This is a genomic window from Bradyrhizobium sp. YCK136 (genome assembly GCF_044570075.1).
Lineage (GTDB): Bacteria > Pseudomonadota > Alphaproteobacteria > Rhizobiales > Xanthobacteraceae > Bradyrhizobium > Bradyrhizobium diazoefficiens.
Genome location: NZ_CP172424.1, coordinates 8,157,308 through 8,172,506, shown reverse-complemented (window position 1 = coordinate 8,172,506; position 15,199 = coordinate 8,157,308). Strand labels below are relative to the sequence as shown.

Genomic DNA, 15,199 nt, shown 5'->3' with positions numbered 1-15,199 from the left:
CACATCCGCAAGCTATCATCCCAAAGCCCCGCGCGAAACAGGTTGTCGGGTCTGAGTCAGTTCGCCGCAGCTGGCGTCGCGACAATCCGTTCGCCCACTCGCTTCCAGTTCAGCCCTTCAAACGAGGGGATTGAGGAATGTCCCTGATAGTGAGTCTGACGAATCATTTCCGGAGGTGGTCGAGGTTCGGGACCCCCACCATCCTTTGTGGGGGCGCTCATATCGAGTGATTAGGAAGATCGGTCAGCGAGGCCGAGGCATTCCCGCTTCGTATGAAGTTGAGTATCGCGCAGGAAGCAGTCTTCTGATTCAAGCAACCGCAATCGAATATTATGAGCAAGAGGCAAATCAGATTAAGCTGAGTATGGAGGCTCTACTCGAGCTTTTATCGACAGCGGATTGTCCCGACGCACATGAGCATGGATCCAGCCGATCTTTGGTCGACGCTGACGCCCGCGCTCCGACGCCAGATCGTCGAAGACGTCGCCGCAATTTTGGCGGAGATCCCTCATGAAGTCCGAGCTGGTCACACCAAGCCACTTGGCGCGCAAAGCCGTAGTCTACATCCGGCAGTCGACGCCCCATCAGGTCGTAAGCAATCAGGAGAGCCTGCGCCTTCAATACGCGCTTCGCCAGCGCGCCCGCGAACTCGGATGGCGTGAGGCGGCCATCGACGTGATTGATGCCGATCTCGGGTTGAGCGGCGCGTCTATAGCACAGCGTAACGGCTTCAAGGAACTCGTTGGCCGTGTTGGCCTGAGTGAAGTGGGACTCATCCTGTCGATCGACGTGACCCGCTTGGCGCGTAATTGTACCGACTGGTATCCGCTCCTGGATATCTGTGGTCTACGTGGCTGCCTGATCGCCGACCGCGATGGTGTCTATGATCCGGGCACTCCCAACGGACGGTTGCTTCTCGGGCTGAAGGGTTCGATCTCCGAGCTTGAGCTACATACGATCCGCAGCCGGCTGACCGCCGGCCTGCTGGCCAAAGCCGAACGCGGCGAACTTGCGGTTATGCTGCCAATCGGGCTGATGCGGGACCCGAGCGGTGTGGTCGTTAAGGATCCCGACATGGCCGTGCAAGGGCGGCTCGGTCTCGTCTTCCAGTTATTCCTGCAGCTGCGCAGCGTTGCCAAGGTCATGCGAGCGTTGAACGAGCGTGACCTGGAACTGCCGCGTCGTGATCGATATGGCGATTTGTGCTGGACGCGCGCGACGCTGGCTGCCGTCGCGGCGATCTTGAAGAACCCCGCATACGCGGGCGCCTTTGTCTATGGACGAACCCGCTTCCGGCCGCCGAAGCGGGAGGGGGCCCTGCCACAAAAGGCTCCGCGGCCGATGGAGGAGTGGCGGATCGTCGTTAAAGATCGATATCCAGCCTATATCGACTGGCCAATTTATGAAAAAATCCGATCCGTCATCAGAGATAACCGAGCCGAATACATGCGCATCAAAACCCGCGGCGCGCCTCGCAATGGCGAGCTCCTGCTCCACGGCATTGCCTGGTGCGCACGATGTGGCCATAAGATGTACGTCCGCTACAAGGGCGGCGGCGAATATGTATGCAATCACCTGCGTACCCAGGAAGGTCAGCCAACCTGCCAACACATCCGCGCCGCCCATATCGATGCAGCCGTTGGCGACGCATTCCTAACCGCACTAGCGCCGGCCGAACTCGATGCCTTGTCGCGCTCCCGCCGGGTGCAGCAGCAGACGAACAATGCGCTACGCTCCAGTGCAGAACGAGAGCTCGAGCGCAAGCGATACACGGCGGCGCTCGCCGAACGGCAGTTCAACCGAGCTGATCCAGATAATCGGTTGGTCGCCTCGGAACTCGAGCGTCGATGGGAAGCGGCGCTAAACGACGTGCGCGCCGCCGAAGAGGCGCTTGCCCGACAGACGCCGCCCAAAGCCATCACACAAGTGGCCATAAGCAAGGAGCTCAACGACAAGGTCATCAGCCTCACCGGCCGCCTCCCGCAGATATGGGGTGACGAGACTATCTCGGATGCGCATCGCAAGGCGTTGTTGCGATGTCTCATCGAAAAGGTCGTTCTCGACCGCGGTGAGCGCGACTTGGCCCTGGCTAGGATCGTCTGGCGGGGAGGCGCCGTGACGGAGCTCGAAGTGAAGATGAGCGTCAACTCCGTCACCAGATTGACGCGAGGCACAGAGATGCGGGAACGCCTTCTGACGCTCGCTCGCGACGGCGTCCCAGACGACAAGATCGCCACAATCCTTACTCGGGAAGGTCACCGCTCTCCCCGTTGCGCCGATAAGGTGCTGCCTATCACCGTTGGGCGGCTCCGTCGTGCCGCCGCCATCAAGGTAACTGCCCAGCGCAGCCGATGGGAGCATGACGACTCATACCTCAGCCCGCCCGAACTGGCCCGAAGGCTCGAGATTCCAGTAAACTGGCTCTATGTTCAGATCCGAACCAAGCGTTTGCTAATTGATCGCCAGCCCAGCGGCGCCTATCTCTTCCCGAATACACCATCCGTTCTTCACGCCATCGGAGACCTTCGAAACCACGTCATCGCGCAACTTGATCTAAGAATCTGTCAGCCTAACAAGGAGGGGCAATGCATGACGCCGTCGCTGATCTGCGGCCACTCGAAACGACCATCGCGGCCAAGGCGCTTGTAGACCAAAACGAGGCCCGTGCCGTCCCATAGCAAAATCTTCAGCCGGTCGGCGCGCTTCGAACGAAAAACCACGATCAGGCCCGAATGCGGATCGAGCCCAAGCGTGTTTTGCACAAGACCGGCCAGCGCGTCGTGCCCGCACCGGAAGTCAACAGGACGCACAGCAAGCACAATCCGCAGTCCCTGCGCCGGAATGATCATGCGCCGCGCTCGATCGCAGTCACGATCTCCGCGATCCGCACCGCCGACACGTCCGCATCCAGGCGGACCGAAACCTTGCCAATCGTAATCTCGACGGGCCCCTCGCTCTTGCCTGACGCCGCTGGATCGCTCAGCTCGATCGACACGAAATCCGCCGCGTCGTCCGTGACCAATGCGAGCCGGCCAGCACGCGCCAATCTGCGCCACCTCGTCAACTGCTGGGCCTTCACACCATAACGCCGTGCGACATCACATACCCGGGCGTCGGGCTTCATGCTCTCGAAAACAGCGCGCCCCTTGATCTCCGCAGACCATAACCGGCCTCCAGAACGCGTCCGGCGCGTAAGCTTCCCCACAAAGCCATCAGCTTCGGCTTCCTCCCCCGATTGTTCCATCGCCTTCAGTCTCCTCTCGGCTCTCTGACAAGCCAAGGATCGCAGAGCGAAAGCCGAAGCGAAACCAGTCAATCAAATGGGAGAAAAGCTCCGCTTACGAAGAACAGGCGAGCGGCATGCCACGAACGACCTGAGGCCCTGTGAGGTCGGTAGGCACGAATTGGATTTTACAATGCTGTACCAAGTTGACAGCGGTTCGATGAAATGGCGGCAGCAGCAACCGCGAGGGCTTCATTCATTTGCTCAGGCAGCCAAAGCTGCACCGCGCGACTAGGCGTGTCATTCGCGCATGCGGCATTAGCATCAGAATGGCATGCGCGGCGAAGTATCCAAGACGATTCTCCGCGCGCATGCTCGCCGTGGCTGCCATTGCGGCATCGGATTGCTGCTGGACTGGAAGCCAACCGGATCCTCGCCGCTCCCTCAATGAACGAAGTCCCTTCGATGCGCATGACCAGGACAGAGAAGACCGCAATCTGCCGCGGCCAGGAGAACGACGAAAGTTTGCGTGAAAGGTGAACGCAACATTAGGTCCTTTGAAGCCAATGAACTCAGCGCGGTCAATAGTCGGCCCGGACATGAAGGTAGCTTCGTCAAGGACCGTTTCGCTTCTCATCTGCAGGGAGTCAAATGATATCTCAAGCGTCTCGATTTGCACCGGATCAGCCTCCGAAGTTATCCTGCGAGTACTTGACTGAGCGAGTGCGAGCCTTGTTCGGCCCGCATCCGTTCGCCTCCCAGATGTCCGGAGACCAGGTCGCCAGCCTGCTGCCTGAATACCTAGCGATGTCACAGGCGTTCCCGTACCTGCAGGCAGGGTCGCAAAGGGACCTCATATTCGATGCAATGCATCAAAATCGGGACATTGGGAGGGACATTGAACTGACCAGCGTGGTCGCGAATTTTATCTGCTGGGATGAGACCGGTGGCCATGGCGGGATTCTCCGGGGCGGCAAGGCGGCGTTGCCCGATATTCTTTTGACAGAAAACTTTCACTCCAACCTCTTGAGAAAGGATGCTGCACGACTACTCGGCAGAGCGATAAGGCCCAACTATAGCGACAGGACGAAGCAGTACCTGCATTCTCTCTATGCCGGATTGTCATCGAAAGACCCCCTGGTTCGTTGCGCCTACATGGTCGCCTTTGAGCTCCATGCTGCAGACATGATCCAGTCGCTGTGGACCACTCTGGTCAAAACCTTCAAGGCGCGGCCGGACGATCTTGAGTATTTTCGCGGCCATGTCGGCGGAGAAGATCCCGCGGAGAAGTACCACGGAGAAATGACAGGCCGGCTGATTGGTGAACTTGTGCAGCCTGGCCTTAATGATCGCTTTTTGAATGAATTCGGCCGAGCCTATCGGCTCAGCGTCCAGTGGTGTCGCGATCTGCTCGGAACGGCGGCGCGTACGGGAGATGATCACTCCGAGATGCAACATCATGGCCGTTGTCATTGCGGCGCTATCAAATTCTACGTCAATGCACCTCGAGAGCTCTCTGCAGTTCGATGCAATTGCTCAATTTGTCAAATGTCTGGATTTGTCCACTTGCTCGTACCTGGCGATAAGCTGCGCATCGAGTGCGGCGAAGAGTTCCTCACGACATACCAGTTCAACAAGAATATTGCGCGGCACACGTTTTGCCGGCTTTGTGGCGTAAAGCCATTCTATAGGCCGAGGTCGAATCCCTCCGGGTACAGCGTGAATATCCGATGTCTGGATAGAAAGACCATCGAGCACTTAAGAATATCTGAGTTCGATGGCGCGCATTGGGAGCAAGCATTCCTGTCAATGCAGCAGGACCCGGAGTCATGCTTCGAAGATCAAAGGAGTGAGCTCGAATGGCGCGCGCAATGAAAGATAAATCCTGTCTTCTTTCAGAAGAAGTCCTGACAAAGTACCGGATTGAGCTGCTAGTAAAGGGGTCCGTCGTAATCGCCCCGCAAATGTTATTCACTCAAGACGACTTAGCCAGGATCGATCAGCTGCAGGCTGAGATTCCGGAAGAAGAAGTGCGGGAGGGAGATGCGGGCGACTTGCACAGCGTCTTTGTCCAGCGCGTGAGGGTAGACCCGCCCGGCCACGCGCCTAGCAACGTGAGTGGTACTGCTTCGGGTCAGATCATGGAGCTGCTCGAAAGTAGAGATCGCAGCTTCGCGCTAAGAAAGATCTTCGGAGCATCCGCAGATTACGTGGTTCGCCGATGCCAGATGCATCGTATGCCGCCGGGGTCCTTTATCGGCATTCATTTGGATGCGGCGAGTGATCCGGATTTCGAGTACTCGGTGATTGTGCAGCTAGCGAGAGACTTCGACGGCGGTGAATTCGTGGTATATCCAACCGGGTACGAACAACACGTATTCCGGCCGCCATTTGGCGCTGTGCTTGTCACAACCTGTAAGGTCCGGCATGAGGTAAAGCCGGTATCAAGCGGGGAGCGCCGATCCCTCGTATACTTCTGTTCAAAACGCAGCGGCGTGAACCGCCGGATCATCGAGGGTTCTAACGCTCGGCCCTAGCGTGCCGCGCCTGGTATGGGTCTCTGCAAATCGTGGGCTGAGCGAGCTCTCCGGGGAATTGATGGCTTTCCCATCTTGCGGGGCCTTCGTGAGGTCCGACACGAGTCTGGTCGCAAGCGATGGCTTACATTGATCGTACGCGTCCGGTGACGGCCCCTAGTTGGGCGTCTTGAGCGGATGGCCGACCTCGCTCATGGGGCATGAGCGACGTTCTGAGGTTGCCAATTCCGGGCGTGAGTTCGTGGACGCGCTTGGCGAGATGATCCAGCAGGCAGGCCAGCACAAGCCTGTGGATCTAGGGCTTGGCTGTGGCGATGAAGTGATCGCTTTGGTCGTGTCATTGTTACTCCAAGCTCTGCGCCCCGATCCGGGCCTTTTCCTCGCCCGTCCATCGTCGGCGACGATCCCAGTGATCACCTCGACGCGACGATCACCTTCCTACTGGCTCGAGCATGGTATTTGCCATCGTTCCTCCTCCACGGATCCGCTCATGCCGAGCTGTATCGCGGGCGCCGAAAGGGGAGCGGTTGGGGCCTCACGCCGCTACAATGGGCCGAATATTTCCACCACAATCACCACAATCACGAGGAGAGTGGTCGCAAAGGCCATGATGACCATTCCGCTGCCCGCAGGTAGGAGGCTGAGAGGCGAGGCGATGGGATTGCAGATCGACGGCATCACACGGGGCGGGAGATTGAGCCTCTCAGTGCTATCGAAGATATAGCTAGTCGGGCGTCGGGACTCACGGACCACACATCCAAAGCTGGGTTGCATCCCCGCGGAATTGTCAGCCAGCTGGTCCCGACCGGGGTTGTCCGGCGGCTGCCCGAGAACGAGCGGCGTTTGGCTGTAGTAGGGACCACCATGCTTGGAGCTCGGTGCCACCTCGCGCAGAGCAGTCTGCCTGACAAATGCGGAACTTGCGCCAGCGGCCACATTCATGGCCTTTGCAACTCCAGATGCAAGCAGAATCAAAGCCAAGTCGAACAAGATCAATCGGATCAGCCTCATTGGGGCTCCGAAGATAGCTGCTGCGGCCGCGTTCTTTGCGGCAACTCCTGCTCCTATACAGCAATTTACGTGCCGGCAAAGTGCGGTCTTTTGGGGCCGCTTATTTCATAGTGAAACTCGCATAAACCCAAGCCAGCGAGTGCAATCGCCCATCGTATTGTCGAGTTTCAACGTAGGCGTCGCAAATCGGCCAAGCAGGACGTGCAATGCGATTAGCTTTTGGGGTCGGCAACTGCGCTGGCAGCCTTACGCCATGACGCTCGTCGCTGTACAAGCTTCGGCGCACCGCTGGTCTCGTCCGGGCCGAACAAGAGCACTCTCATAGGGCCACCATTCATCGTCCGACCAAAGCTTGCTCGGTGATTGGGGCACCTTCGTCGCCACGTGAAGGAAGGGAGGCGCGCGTTCCCGGTGCGCGATGGTGTCCCAGGCTTCGAAGCGATGAATTGAGCGGCTGACGATGTTTGCTACGACTTCAATAGTCGGTGTTGCTGATCGTGGGCCGCGGGCCTGTTCGGCGCAATCACAACGCACTCCACAGTGCCAGCCTTTTCATCGGCAGCAAGCGGGATCACGCCCTCCTTACGTGTGTGGTCGAATATAAGTCCATCCTTGACGAGACGATCATGCGCCGCCCGGAAGGATGCTGATCGCACATTTCTCACAGATAAAATAACGTTACAGCCGAAATAGTCGACGCCTAGTACCCGGAATCAGAGCTGAGTGATACGGCGGCCTTTGAAACGGCGTTGACGGACCTTTTTCTTGGTCCAGACGAAGGGCTCGGCTCTGTCGTTGTATGCGTTGACGTAGGCATCGATGTGTTCCTGAAGCTGCTTGAGGCTCGTGAAGGAGGTGCCGCTGAGCGACTGCCCCTGCAAGATGGAAAACCATACTTCGACCTGATTGAGCCATGACGCACTTGTCGGCGTGAAATGAAATTGCACGTTGGGGTGGGCCTTGAGCCAGTCCTCGTTCTTTTTATGGGTGTTGAGGTTGTCGAGGATGACGTGAAGCTTGCGGTTCGGAAAAGCCGCGGTGACGCTGTTCATGAAATCGAGAAACTCGACGCGGCGCCGGCGTTTTGAATGGGTCGCGATGATCTTTCCGGTGGCGACTTCGAGCGCCGCAAACAATGTTGTGGTGCCATGCCGCTTGTAATCGTGGCTTTGGCCGGTCAAGGCGCGGCCATTGGGCAACTTCAGATAACCCTGCGCTCGCTCCAAAGCCTGGATCGAGGGCTTCTCGTCCACGCACAGCACAATGGCCTTCGCCGGCGGCGCGACATAGAGGCCGACAACATCGGCGGCTTTGGCCGTAAAGTTCGGGTCGTTGCTCTCGCACCAGGACTTGCGAGCCACCAGGTCAATCTTGTGGCTGCGCAGGAACCGCCAGACATATTGGACATCGACATCGCCCAGCGCCTCGGCCAGCAGGGGGCCGGTCCAGCGCGCAAACCCTTGCGGTGGCGGCTTATCCAGCAGCTTCAGAATCCGCTTGTCGGTCGTCTTCGTATAGATCGGCTGCTTGCCAGGCCGCGGCTTGGGTACTAGCAGCCGGACGGCAATGTTGTGTAACACCGAGCCGCCACCCCAGCGGCCGTTCGCTTCATTGAACAGCAACCGCCCGTCTTGTGCGAAAATGGCGTCGATGTTGATCATTCCGCGATACCCCAGGTCTCGCGCGAGTGCCACAAAACGGTAGGCATGGGCCTGGGCAGCTAACAATTGCTCGTCCTCCAAGTCGCTTGGAAGCTCAAGTCCCGTCCAGATCAGAGCTCTTTCGGATCGGTCTGCGCTTTTACGCAGACGTATGCTTCCACTATTGACAAAAGCGATTGATGCATCATCCTGGATTGTATACTCGAGATAGAATAAAGATCGGGCCAAGTGGTACGATTCCACGACCAGCGTCTTACACGAGGCTGTTGTCATCTCAGACCACAATGCTTCGGGATCAAACGACGGCCACGAAACCCACCGAGTATCTCTGGCTCCAGGTAGCGGATCGCTCTTATTGCTGGTCAGGATGACGTTTCCAACTCCACCAGCTCCATTATCCAACTTTACAATGACCCTGCCGGTCTCGGATTTGAGGGAGGTGACGGCTTTGAACAGTCCATTTGGGTCTGTCGCGACTGATCCATGGGGGAGCGGAAGTGCAACGCTTGTTGCCAATTGACGGAAGTGGCTCTTGCGATTCAACAGATCAGGCCCGCGCTGCAAAGCGAAGTCGTCACCGGTCTTCGGTATGCCTAGAATGGCCGCCAAGCGTGCGACGCCTTCAGTAGAGTAGCAGGGATACAATTGCCAGTCTGATTTCTGGCGAATATGTCTTTTGAGCCGCTCGACAGCAGTTTTGGACAGTAACGTACAATCATCGAGGATTGTCGATTGGCGGCTCGCAGGTACAAGCAGGCGAAGAGTCGATGAATGGAAATTGAGCGTTCCGCCAATGAAGGATAACAGATCGGCCGGGATCACTACCGGAGAGACTATCAGGTCGCCCTCCTGAGCAAACCACGCTGAACGAAATGCCGAGTTGGCGGCCAGCGAAAGTTGAGCTTTTGTTAGGTGGGCGCCCGACATCTGAGGCGTACCGGCATTCATAATCAGGATTCGCGGCATTCTCGACCTCCGGACATCTGGTCGTGATCAGGATGGGATCGTCATGGCAACCACGAAGTCGTTGCCATGCCGTGGCAAGGCTCTGGGAGAGGGGAGAATTTGCGCCATCTCGATGTCACCTGCGATGCAGCGGGAGAGAACGGCCCGCCTCGAATCTGCCGATCTCAATTTATGGCTCGGCCGCGTATGAAATGATCTCGCAGAGCCCGATAAACGGGCTCTGACCAAACATGGGCGATCAGCGCTTGCGCCTCGATCCGGCAGTCGCCGCCGCTTGGTCACATAAGCGGCGGGCGCGTCTTCCCATCGAGCAACGGCTCGACCGACCAGCATTCGGCTACATTTGGATGTTCCGTAAGCACTCGCTCTATCTTGCTGGATAGATATTCTCGCTTGAAATAATCGAGAGTTGTTTTGCCGCGGTGAAGCGGAAGAGATCCATCGGCCTCGCAGTGTCCATTGTCGCCGGCGAGGCTGGGGATCTCGAGTCGGGCTCCTCTCAGGGCACCAAACTGGCTCTCCAAGGCGCGAGCGATCCGCTCAATGTATCGATTGAGGATGACATAGCTGGACGGCTTCCGTTCGAAATGAATCGCGGTCTTGTCAAAGGTATAGGTAGCGCTTCCCTCGGCCGGGGTGGAAAAATTCAGCTTGCTATTCATGCGTGTCAGGTCCGCGCATTCTGTTTGCGCCACCCGCAACGGCCCCCCAAATCCTGACGAGGCCCCGGTCATATGCTTCGGCTGGCGCTTGTACAGGCTGTGCTCACACGGTCTTGGCGGAAGCCTGCTTTTAATGGCTGTCATGGGGTGCGAACGATGGATATCGCTCGAGGGAAATCTGCCGATCGATCGATCACTCCGCTCAGCTGCGGTGTGCATCTTCCGGTAGTGATCGGCACACCACGAAGAGGTCTTCTTGCCGCGTTTTTGATATACAGGCTCGCCGCACATATAGGCCGCTCTCATATCTCCATCTTTGAAACCGATGATGCAACGGCACTGGCCTTCAACATGATGAACTAACAGGACCTTCTTAAGGCCATCGCGGTCTTTCAACTTGCTGCTCCAGCCTGCCAAACAATTTCTTCCGATGCCGCGCTGGTCACGCGGAGTCGCCCGCGCGGGCCACTCGTCGAAACCCGCGCGGGCTCACCATCTGCCAAACCTTGCACGATCGAAACGCCTTGCCAGGTGCGGAAAGGAGCTTGAAGGTGGCGGGTTCGGCGAACTGAGTTTTGTGCGTTGCTGCGCGAGACGAGCAGCTTCAGGAAGCGGGCGCCACCTAAGCGCTTCCGATAGACTTCCACGTCGATCAATTCTGACCTTATCGGCTCCCGTGGCGAAGTGGCCGCCGGCGGCCATATTGTCAGGATCAGAAATGCCGAACCATTTAGAGCTACGTGCGAGCTCTGGCGCCGCGATCGGAACTCGCTGCACAGCCCTCCCGAGCGAGGGACTATAGACAATGAGGAGCATGACCGGCCATCGGTCAGCGGATATGACCAGCTGAGGCATTCGTAGTCCCTCACACGATAGGTGCCACGCCCGAGAGCGTACGATTTAACGTTACGTCAGATTCAAGCCCCTTTTTTGCGGCCTATGAAAACGTGACCAAGGTAATGCTGGCCCAAGCAGTCCCCCAAGGGGCTATCGCGAACATCTAGCGCCGCCGTGAGGGGGGCGAGCCCCAGTTAATGAGGGCCATTGAGGAGAGATCCAGCGAACGCGTCGGCGGCGTACCCAACGCACGTCGCCGCTCGCTTCCGGCGAAATTTGGAGTTGCTCAGGGGGCGTATGCGGGAATCACCATCGGCGGTCAGTCTGAGAAGGCGAGATATCGAAGCCAAGCTTGGCAAGTGTTTTTGGCGTTTGCGTAAAGCGCCACGCTGGCCTGCCAGTCTCTCGGCATGTAGGCGGCAACGGCGCACCTAATGCGCTCTCAGCAGAACACGTCGTTTTGTCTCGAAAAGATGCTCATCCAGGGTATCGTGCAGCGCACGCCGCAGCTCTGGCGGGATGGAGCTATCTGTATCGATCAATTCCCGAAACTTCCGGATGATGTGTTCTATTGTTGCGATCGTTCCCAGTGTTTCCATCCTCTGCCAGGGCATCATCCATTGTCTCCTTTGGCGCGTAACGCACGTTGCGCCGCGGGTCCTCACCTCAGAAACCGGGCCGAGAACAGCCTCTAGTCGGCAAAGGGGTGGCTGTCGGACACCTGCTCAGCGCGAGTTGTTTCGTCAGCGGCGCTCACTCAAATTCCGCAGAAGTGGCGCGCATTTGCAGCTGCAATATTCTTGCGCACGTAAGCTGCACTCTTGATCGCATTAGTCGAGCCTCAGCCAGCTCAGCTTTAGGCGTTTGAAACCGCAATCAAGCGAGTCAGCCGGGCGGCTGCAGCGCCGTGATCAAGTGATTCTTGGCCAAGTGCCACGCCTTGCTGTAGGTTCGAGGCTCGACCGGCCACCACCAGTGCCGCCGCCGCGTTCAAAAGTGCGGCATCACGAAAAGGGCCTGGGAGGCCGTCGAGCACTTTCTCTAACGCAATGGCATGAGACTCGCAATCACAGCTCTCCAGCGCATCGGCGCGGTAGCGGGGGAGCCCGGCTTCTTCCGGCGTCACTTCGAACGTGCGGACTGTACCGGCCTCGACCGCAGCAACAAAGCTTGTCCCGGCGAGGGATATTTCAGCGAGCCCGTCCGAGCCATGAACAACCCATACCGAATCGGCACCCAGGTTCTTCAAGACGTACGCCAATGGCTGCACCCATTTGCGAGCGAAAACTCCAAGGATCTGCCGCTTGACGCCGGCCGGATTAGACAAAGCCTCGATCAGATTGAACATTGTGTGGGTTCCAAGCACGCTTCGGATCTGGCTGATGCGCTGCATCGCAGGATAGCCGGCTGACGCAAACATGAAGCCAATGCCGGCTTCGTGCACACAACGTGCGATCGCATCAGGCTTGAGATCGACCTTTACGCCTAGACTCGCCAACACGTCTGCGGTGCTTGAACGCAAAGTCGCAGCGCGGTTAACATACTTGGCGACAGGAACGCCGGCCCCGGCGACGATGAAGGAAGCGCACGTCGATACGTTGAGCGGACGCATCGCCCCGTCGCTCGCACCAGTGATATCGATGGGGTCGCATTGCATTTCCACCTTGGGCATTAAATTCCGCATTGCGGACGCGGCGCCGGTGACTTCTTCGACTGTTTCGCCGCGGACTCTCATCCCAATCAACAAGCCACCGATCTGCGAGGGAGTTGCGTCACCCGACATCATGCTGTCGAACGCTGACGCAGCCTCCTCGCGCGTCAGTATGGCACCCGTGGCAACTTTCGCGATGATCGACTTGAGCGGTTCCATCGAACTGTGCACGTCCCTTGTCCAATCTGAGCTCCGACCGTTCAGCCAGACGTCTTTGCAGCCGAGTGCCTTGTTGCAGCTGCCTGTCTATTCGCACTCGCTATGCCGCACTTGTCCAACAGGCGGCCGACAGATGAAACGTGAGCATCTGTGGCGACGCTACAACCTGACGCTACGTGAGGGTCAAGCCCTCTCCATTCGATGGTGCCCTCGATAGGACGCCGGCGGCTGGTCAGAGGACTGCAGTCGCTTGATACCAGAACAATAGCGTCGTCTCGAGCCTGCTTGCCGGCGATATTAGCCTGTCTTATTCGTAAGAGGCGCCCGAGAGGCTGGCGAGCGTGGTGTAAAGCGCTGATACGGCGTAGGATTCGGTTGTGAAGCCAACCCCATCACCTCCAACCGCGAACGCCACGCCCGCCATGACCGACGATACGATTCCGCCCTTCTCGTTTCCAGCCATTCACGCCAAGAAAGTCACAGCTGCCTTCGATGGTGGGCGCCTAACCTCGAACGGGGGCGTGATGCTTCTGGCGATGGCCGAGCGGCGTCTCGGCTTGGCCGACAATCTGGCCCGGGTGTTCCCGGATCGGCGCGATCCGACGCGGGTCGTGCACAGCCTGGTCGATATGTTCCGCGCGCGCATGTTCGCGATCTGCTGCGGCTACGAGGACGCCGACGACCTCGATCATCTGCGGTCCGATCCGGCATTCAAGCTGGCCTGCGGTCGCCTACCGGACACGGGCCGGGATCTGTGTTCCCAGCCGACGCTGTCGCGGCTGGAGAATGCTCCGCGCCTGCGCGACGTGATCCGACTGACCTACATTTTGGTCGACGCATGGATGGATAGCTACCCCCACGAGCCGGCATCCGTCACGCTCGACATCGATGATACCTGCGACGTCGTCCACGGCCATCAGCAGCTCTCGCTGTTCAACGCTCATTATGACGAACGCTGCTTTCTGCCGATCCACGTCTACGACACGGAGAAGAGCCGGCCCGTGGCCGTCGTGCTGCGGCCCGGCAAGACGCCGGGCGGCGTCGAGGTGCGTGCCCATCTGCGCCGCCTGGTACGGCATATCCGCACGCGATGGCACAACACGCGAATTACGTTCCGTGGCGACGGGCACTATGCCCGGCCGGAGGCCATGGCGTGGTGCGAGACCAACGGCATCGACTACATCTTCGGTCTGTCCGGCACCAAGCCTCTCGCCAGAAAAGTCGACGAGGTCGCCGACGACATCCGCACCCGACGCGCCATCGAGAACCTGCCGGTTCTGCGTGGCTATACCGAGACCCGCCACAAGGCAAAGTCCTGGGATCGCGAACGGCGCACCGTCGCCCGTATTGAGGCGACGATGCTCGGCCTCGACATCCGTTTCGTCGTCACCAGCCTCGATGTCGGCTCGGCCGAGTGGATCTACGACAGCCTGTATTGCGCGCGCGGCCAAGCAGAGAATCTGATCAAGCTGCATAAGACACAGCTCGCCTCCGACCGCACCAGCTGCCGTTCGGCGCTCGCCAACCAGGTCCGTCTCGTGCTCCATACGGCCGCTTATTGGCTGATGCTGACCGTGCGCGACGCCATTCCCAAAGCCCGGGAATTGGCCACTGCCGAGTTCGCGACGCTGCGTCTTCGTCTCTTGAAACTCGCTGCCCGTGTGGTCGAGACCACGAGCCGCATTCGCCTTGCGTTTGCCGCGGCATGTCCCGAAGCCGACCTGATCCGCGGCTTGCCCGGCGCGCTGCTCCCGCTCGGTCCGTAACCGACCGGGCCTGCGCCCGCTCACCCGCCCCACTCCTCCATCGCCTACAAAACAGCTTGATGTAGAACCCGGTGAGAAAAGGCCGGACGGTCACCCACGCCAGCCGCCAGCCCCCGTCAGACGTCAAGAACGACCGTGCTCTCGTGAATAGATCGGGTTAGGAGGGTCACAAGGCTTTTGGCTTTCCGGCGCCGCCGTGGCGGGGGCCGCCGGTTAACCTTCGTGCGATGTGCTGCACGTGAGCTGGGACGACTTCTGGTAAGGAGCCGGGCGGACAAGTCGTAGCACCTTCACTTCGATCTGCTGCTCTGATTGCCGATGTCCCGCCCGGAGATCACGTATCGGCATTGCTGACTGAGGCGATCTTGCTTGGATCTGAGGCAGACAGTGATAGCAAAGCGATCTGGTATGTGACTACTACAAAGGCGTAACACGTCTTCCATACAGGCCTCTTTCTCCTCTGCGGTCGGCGCTTGATCAAGCGCGTTGGCTGGCGCGAGCATGACCGGCCAAGAGCGATGGCGCCGTAGCGGAGTCCGAGGTCCGAAGCCAACTTAGTTCGTTGTTTCTGAATCATAACATTCCTTCAATTCGGGTGGGGTGACGTTTTGTTCTTGCTGTGTGCGGAGCGCATCATCTGCCAACCGGAAAGCTGCGGATCTGCTT

General features: G+C 58.7%; 12 protein-coding genes and 2 pseudogenes. 4 read left to right on the top strand and 10 right to left on the bottom strand.

Annotation, left to right across the window (positions count from 1 at the left end; translation table 11 throughout):
- The first annotated feature begins 510 nt into the window (after positions 1-510).
- Entirely contained in the window at positions 511-2,649 is a 2,139-nt protein-coding gene (locus ACFLEY_RS39490) for a recombinase family protein (protein WP_396604396.1), read from the top strand.
- Here ACFLEY_RS39490 and tnpB read toward each other — a convergent pair.
- Positions 2,565-2,849, bottom strand: a complete 285-nt coding sequence (gene tnpB / locus ACFLEY_RS39485; RefSeq protein WP_060909737.1) for an IS66 family insertion sequence element accessory protein TnpB — start codon at positions 2,847-2,849, stop codon at positions 2,565-2,567. The genes ACFLEY_RS39490 and tnpB overlap by 85 nt on opposite strands.
- Positions 2,846-3,244, bottom strand: a complete 399-nt coding sequence (locus ACFLEY_RS39480; protein WP_082757285.1) for a transposase — start codon at positions 3,242-3,244, stop codon at positions 2,846-2,848. The genes tnpB and ACFLEY_RS39480 overlap by 4 nt, the downstream gene beginning before the upstream one ends.
- Positions 3,245-3,946: 702 nt before the next feature.
- Here ACFLEY_RS39480 and ACFLEY_RS39475 point away from each other — a divergent pair.
- A complete protein-coding gene (locus tag ACFLEY_RS39475; RefSeq protein ID WP_014497805.1) occupies positions 3,947-5,098 on the top strand; it encodes a GFA family protein in 1,152 nt (383 codons plus the stop codon).
- A complete protein-coding gene (locus ACFLEY_RS39470) occupies positions 5,083-5,760 on the top strand; it encodes a 2OG-Fe(II) oxygenase (RefSeq protein ID WP_060909070.1) in 678 nt (225 codons plus the stop codon). The genes ACFLEY_RS39475 and ACFLEY_RS39470 overlap by 16 nt, the downstream gene beginning before the upstream one ends.
- Before the next feature lie 543 nt (positions 5,761-6,303).
- On the opposite strand, the gene ACFLEY_RS39465 is transcribed toward ACFLEY_RS39470, so the two are convergent.
- The 8 genes and pseudogenes from ACFLEY_RS39465 to trpD all read right to left on the bottom strand — a co-directional run bounded on the left by ACFLEY_RS39465 (position 6,304) and on the right by trpD (position 12,767).
- Complete coding sequence (locus ACFLEY_RS39465) at positions 6,304-6,771, bottom strand: hypothetical protein (RefSeq protein WP_060909069.1); 468 nt, start codon at positions 6,769-6,771, stop codon at positions 6,304-6,306.
- A 467-nt stretch (positions 6,772-7,238) separates the two neighbouring features.
- Entirely contained in the window at positions 7,239-7,346 is a 108-nt protein-coding gene (locus ACFLEY_RS39460; RefSeq protein ID WP_304566497.1) for a hypothetical protein, read from the bottom strand.
- Between the two features lie 138 nt (positions 7,347-7,484).
- A pseudogene (locus ACFLEY_RS39455) lies at positions 7,485-8,324 on the bottom strand (IS630-like element ISRj1 family transposase); the annotation flags it as partial.
- 756 nt (positions 8,325-9,080) lie between these two features.
- Positions 9,081-9,359: pseudogene (locus ACFLEY_RS39450) on the bottom strand (hypothetical protein); the annotation flags it as partial.
- Between the two features lie 317 nt (positions 9,360-9,676).
- Complete coding sequence (locus tag ACFLEY_RS39445; protein WP_249163536.1) at positions 9,677-10,456, bottom strand: hypothetical protein; 780 nt, start codon at positions 10,454-10,456, stop codon at positions 9,677-9,679.
- Positions 10,453-10,716 (bottom strand): hypothetical protein, encoded by a 264-nt coding sequence (locus ACFLEY_RS39440; protein WP_171901141.1) that lies wholly within the window; start codon positions 10,714-10,716, stop codon positions 10,453-10,455. Before ACFLEY_RS39440 ends, ACFLEY_RS39445 begins: the two co-directional genes overlap by 4 nt.
- A 612-nt stretch (positions 10,717-11,328) precedes the next feature.
- On the bottom strand, positions 11,329-11,514 hold the full coding sequence (locus ACFLEY_RS39435) for a hypothetical protein (RefSeq protein WP_249163537.1): 186 nt from the start codon (positions 11,512-11,514) through the stop codon (positions 11,329-11,331).
- Positions 11,515-11,753: 239 nt separating this feature from the next.
- On the bottom strand, positions 11,754-12,767 hold the full coding sequence (gene trpD, locus ACFLEY_RS39430) for an anthranilate phosphoribosyltransferase (RefSeq protein WP_060909067.1): 1,014 nt from the start codon (positions 12,765-12,767) through the stop codon (positions 11,754-11,756).
- 422 nt (positions 12,768-13,189) lie between these two features.
- Here trpD and ACFLEY_RS39425 point away from each other — a divergent pair, with 422 nt between their 5' ends.
- Positions 13,190-14,533 (top strand): IS1380-like element ISBdi2 family transposase, encoded by a 1,344-nt coding sequence (locus ACFLEY_RS39425; RefSeq protein ID WP_039183842.1) that lies wholly within the window; start codon positions 13,190-13,192, stop codon positions 14,531-14,533.
- The last annotated feature ends 666 nt before the right edge of the window (positions 14,534-15,199 follow it).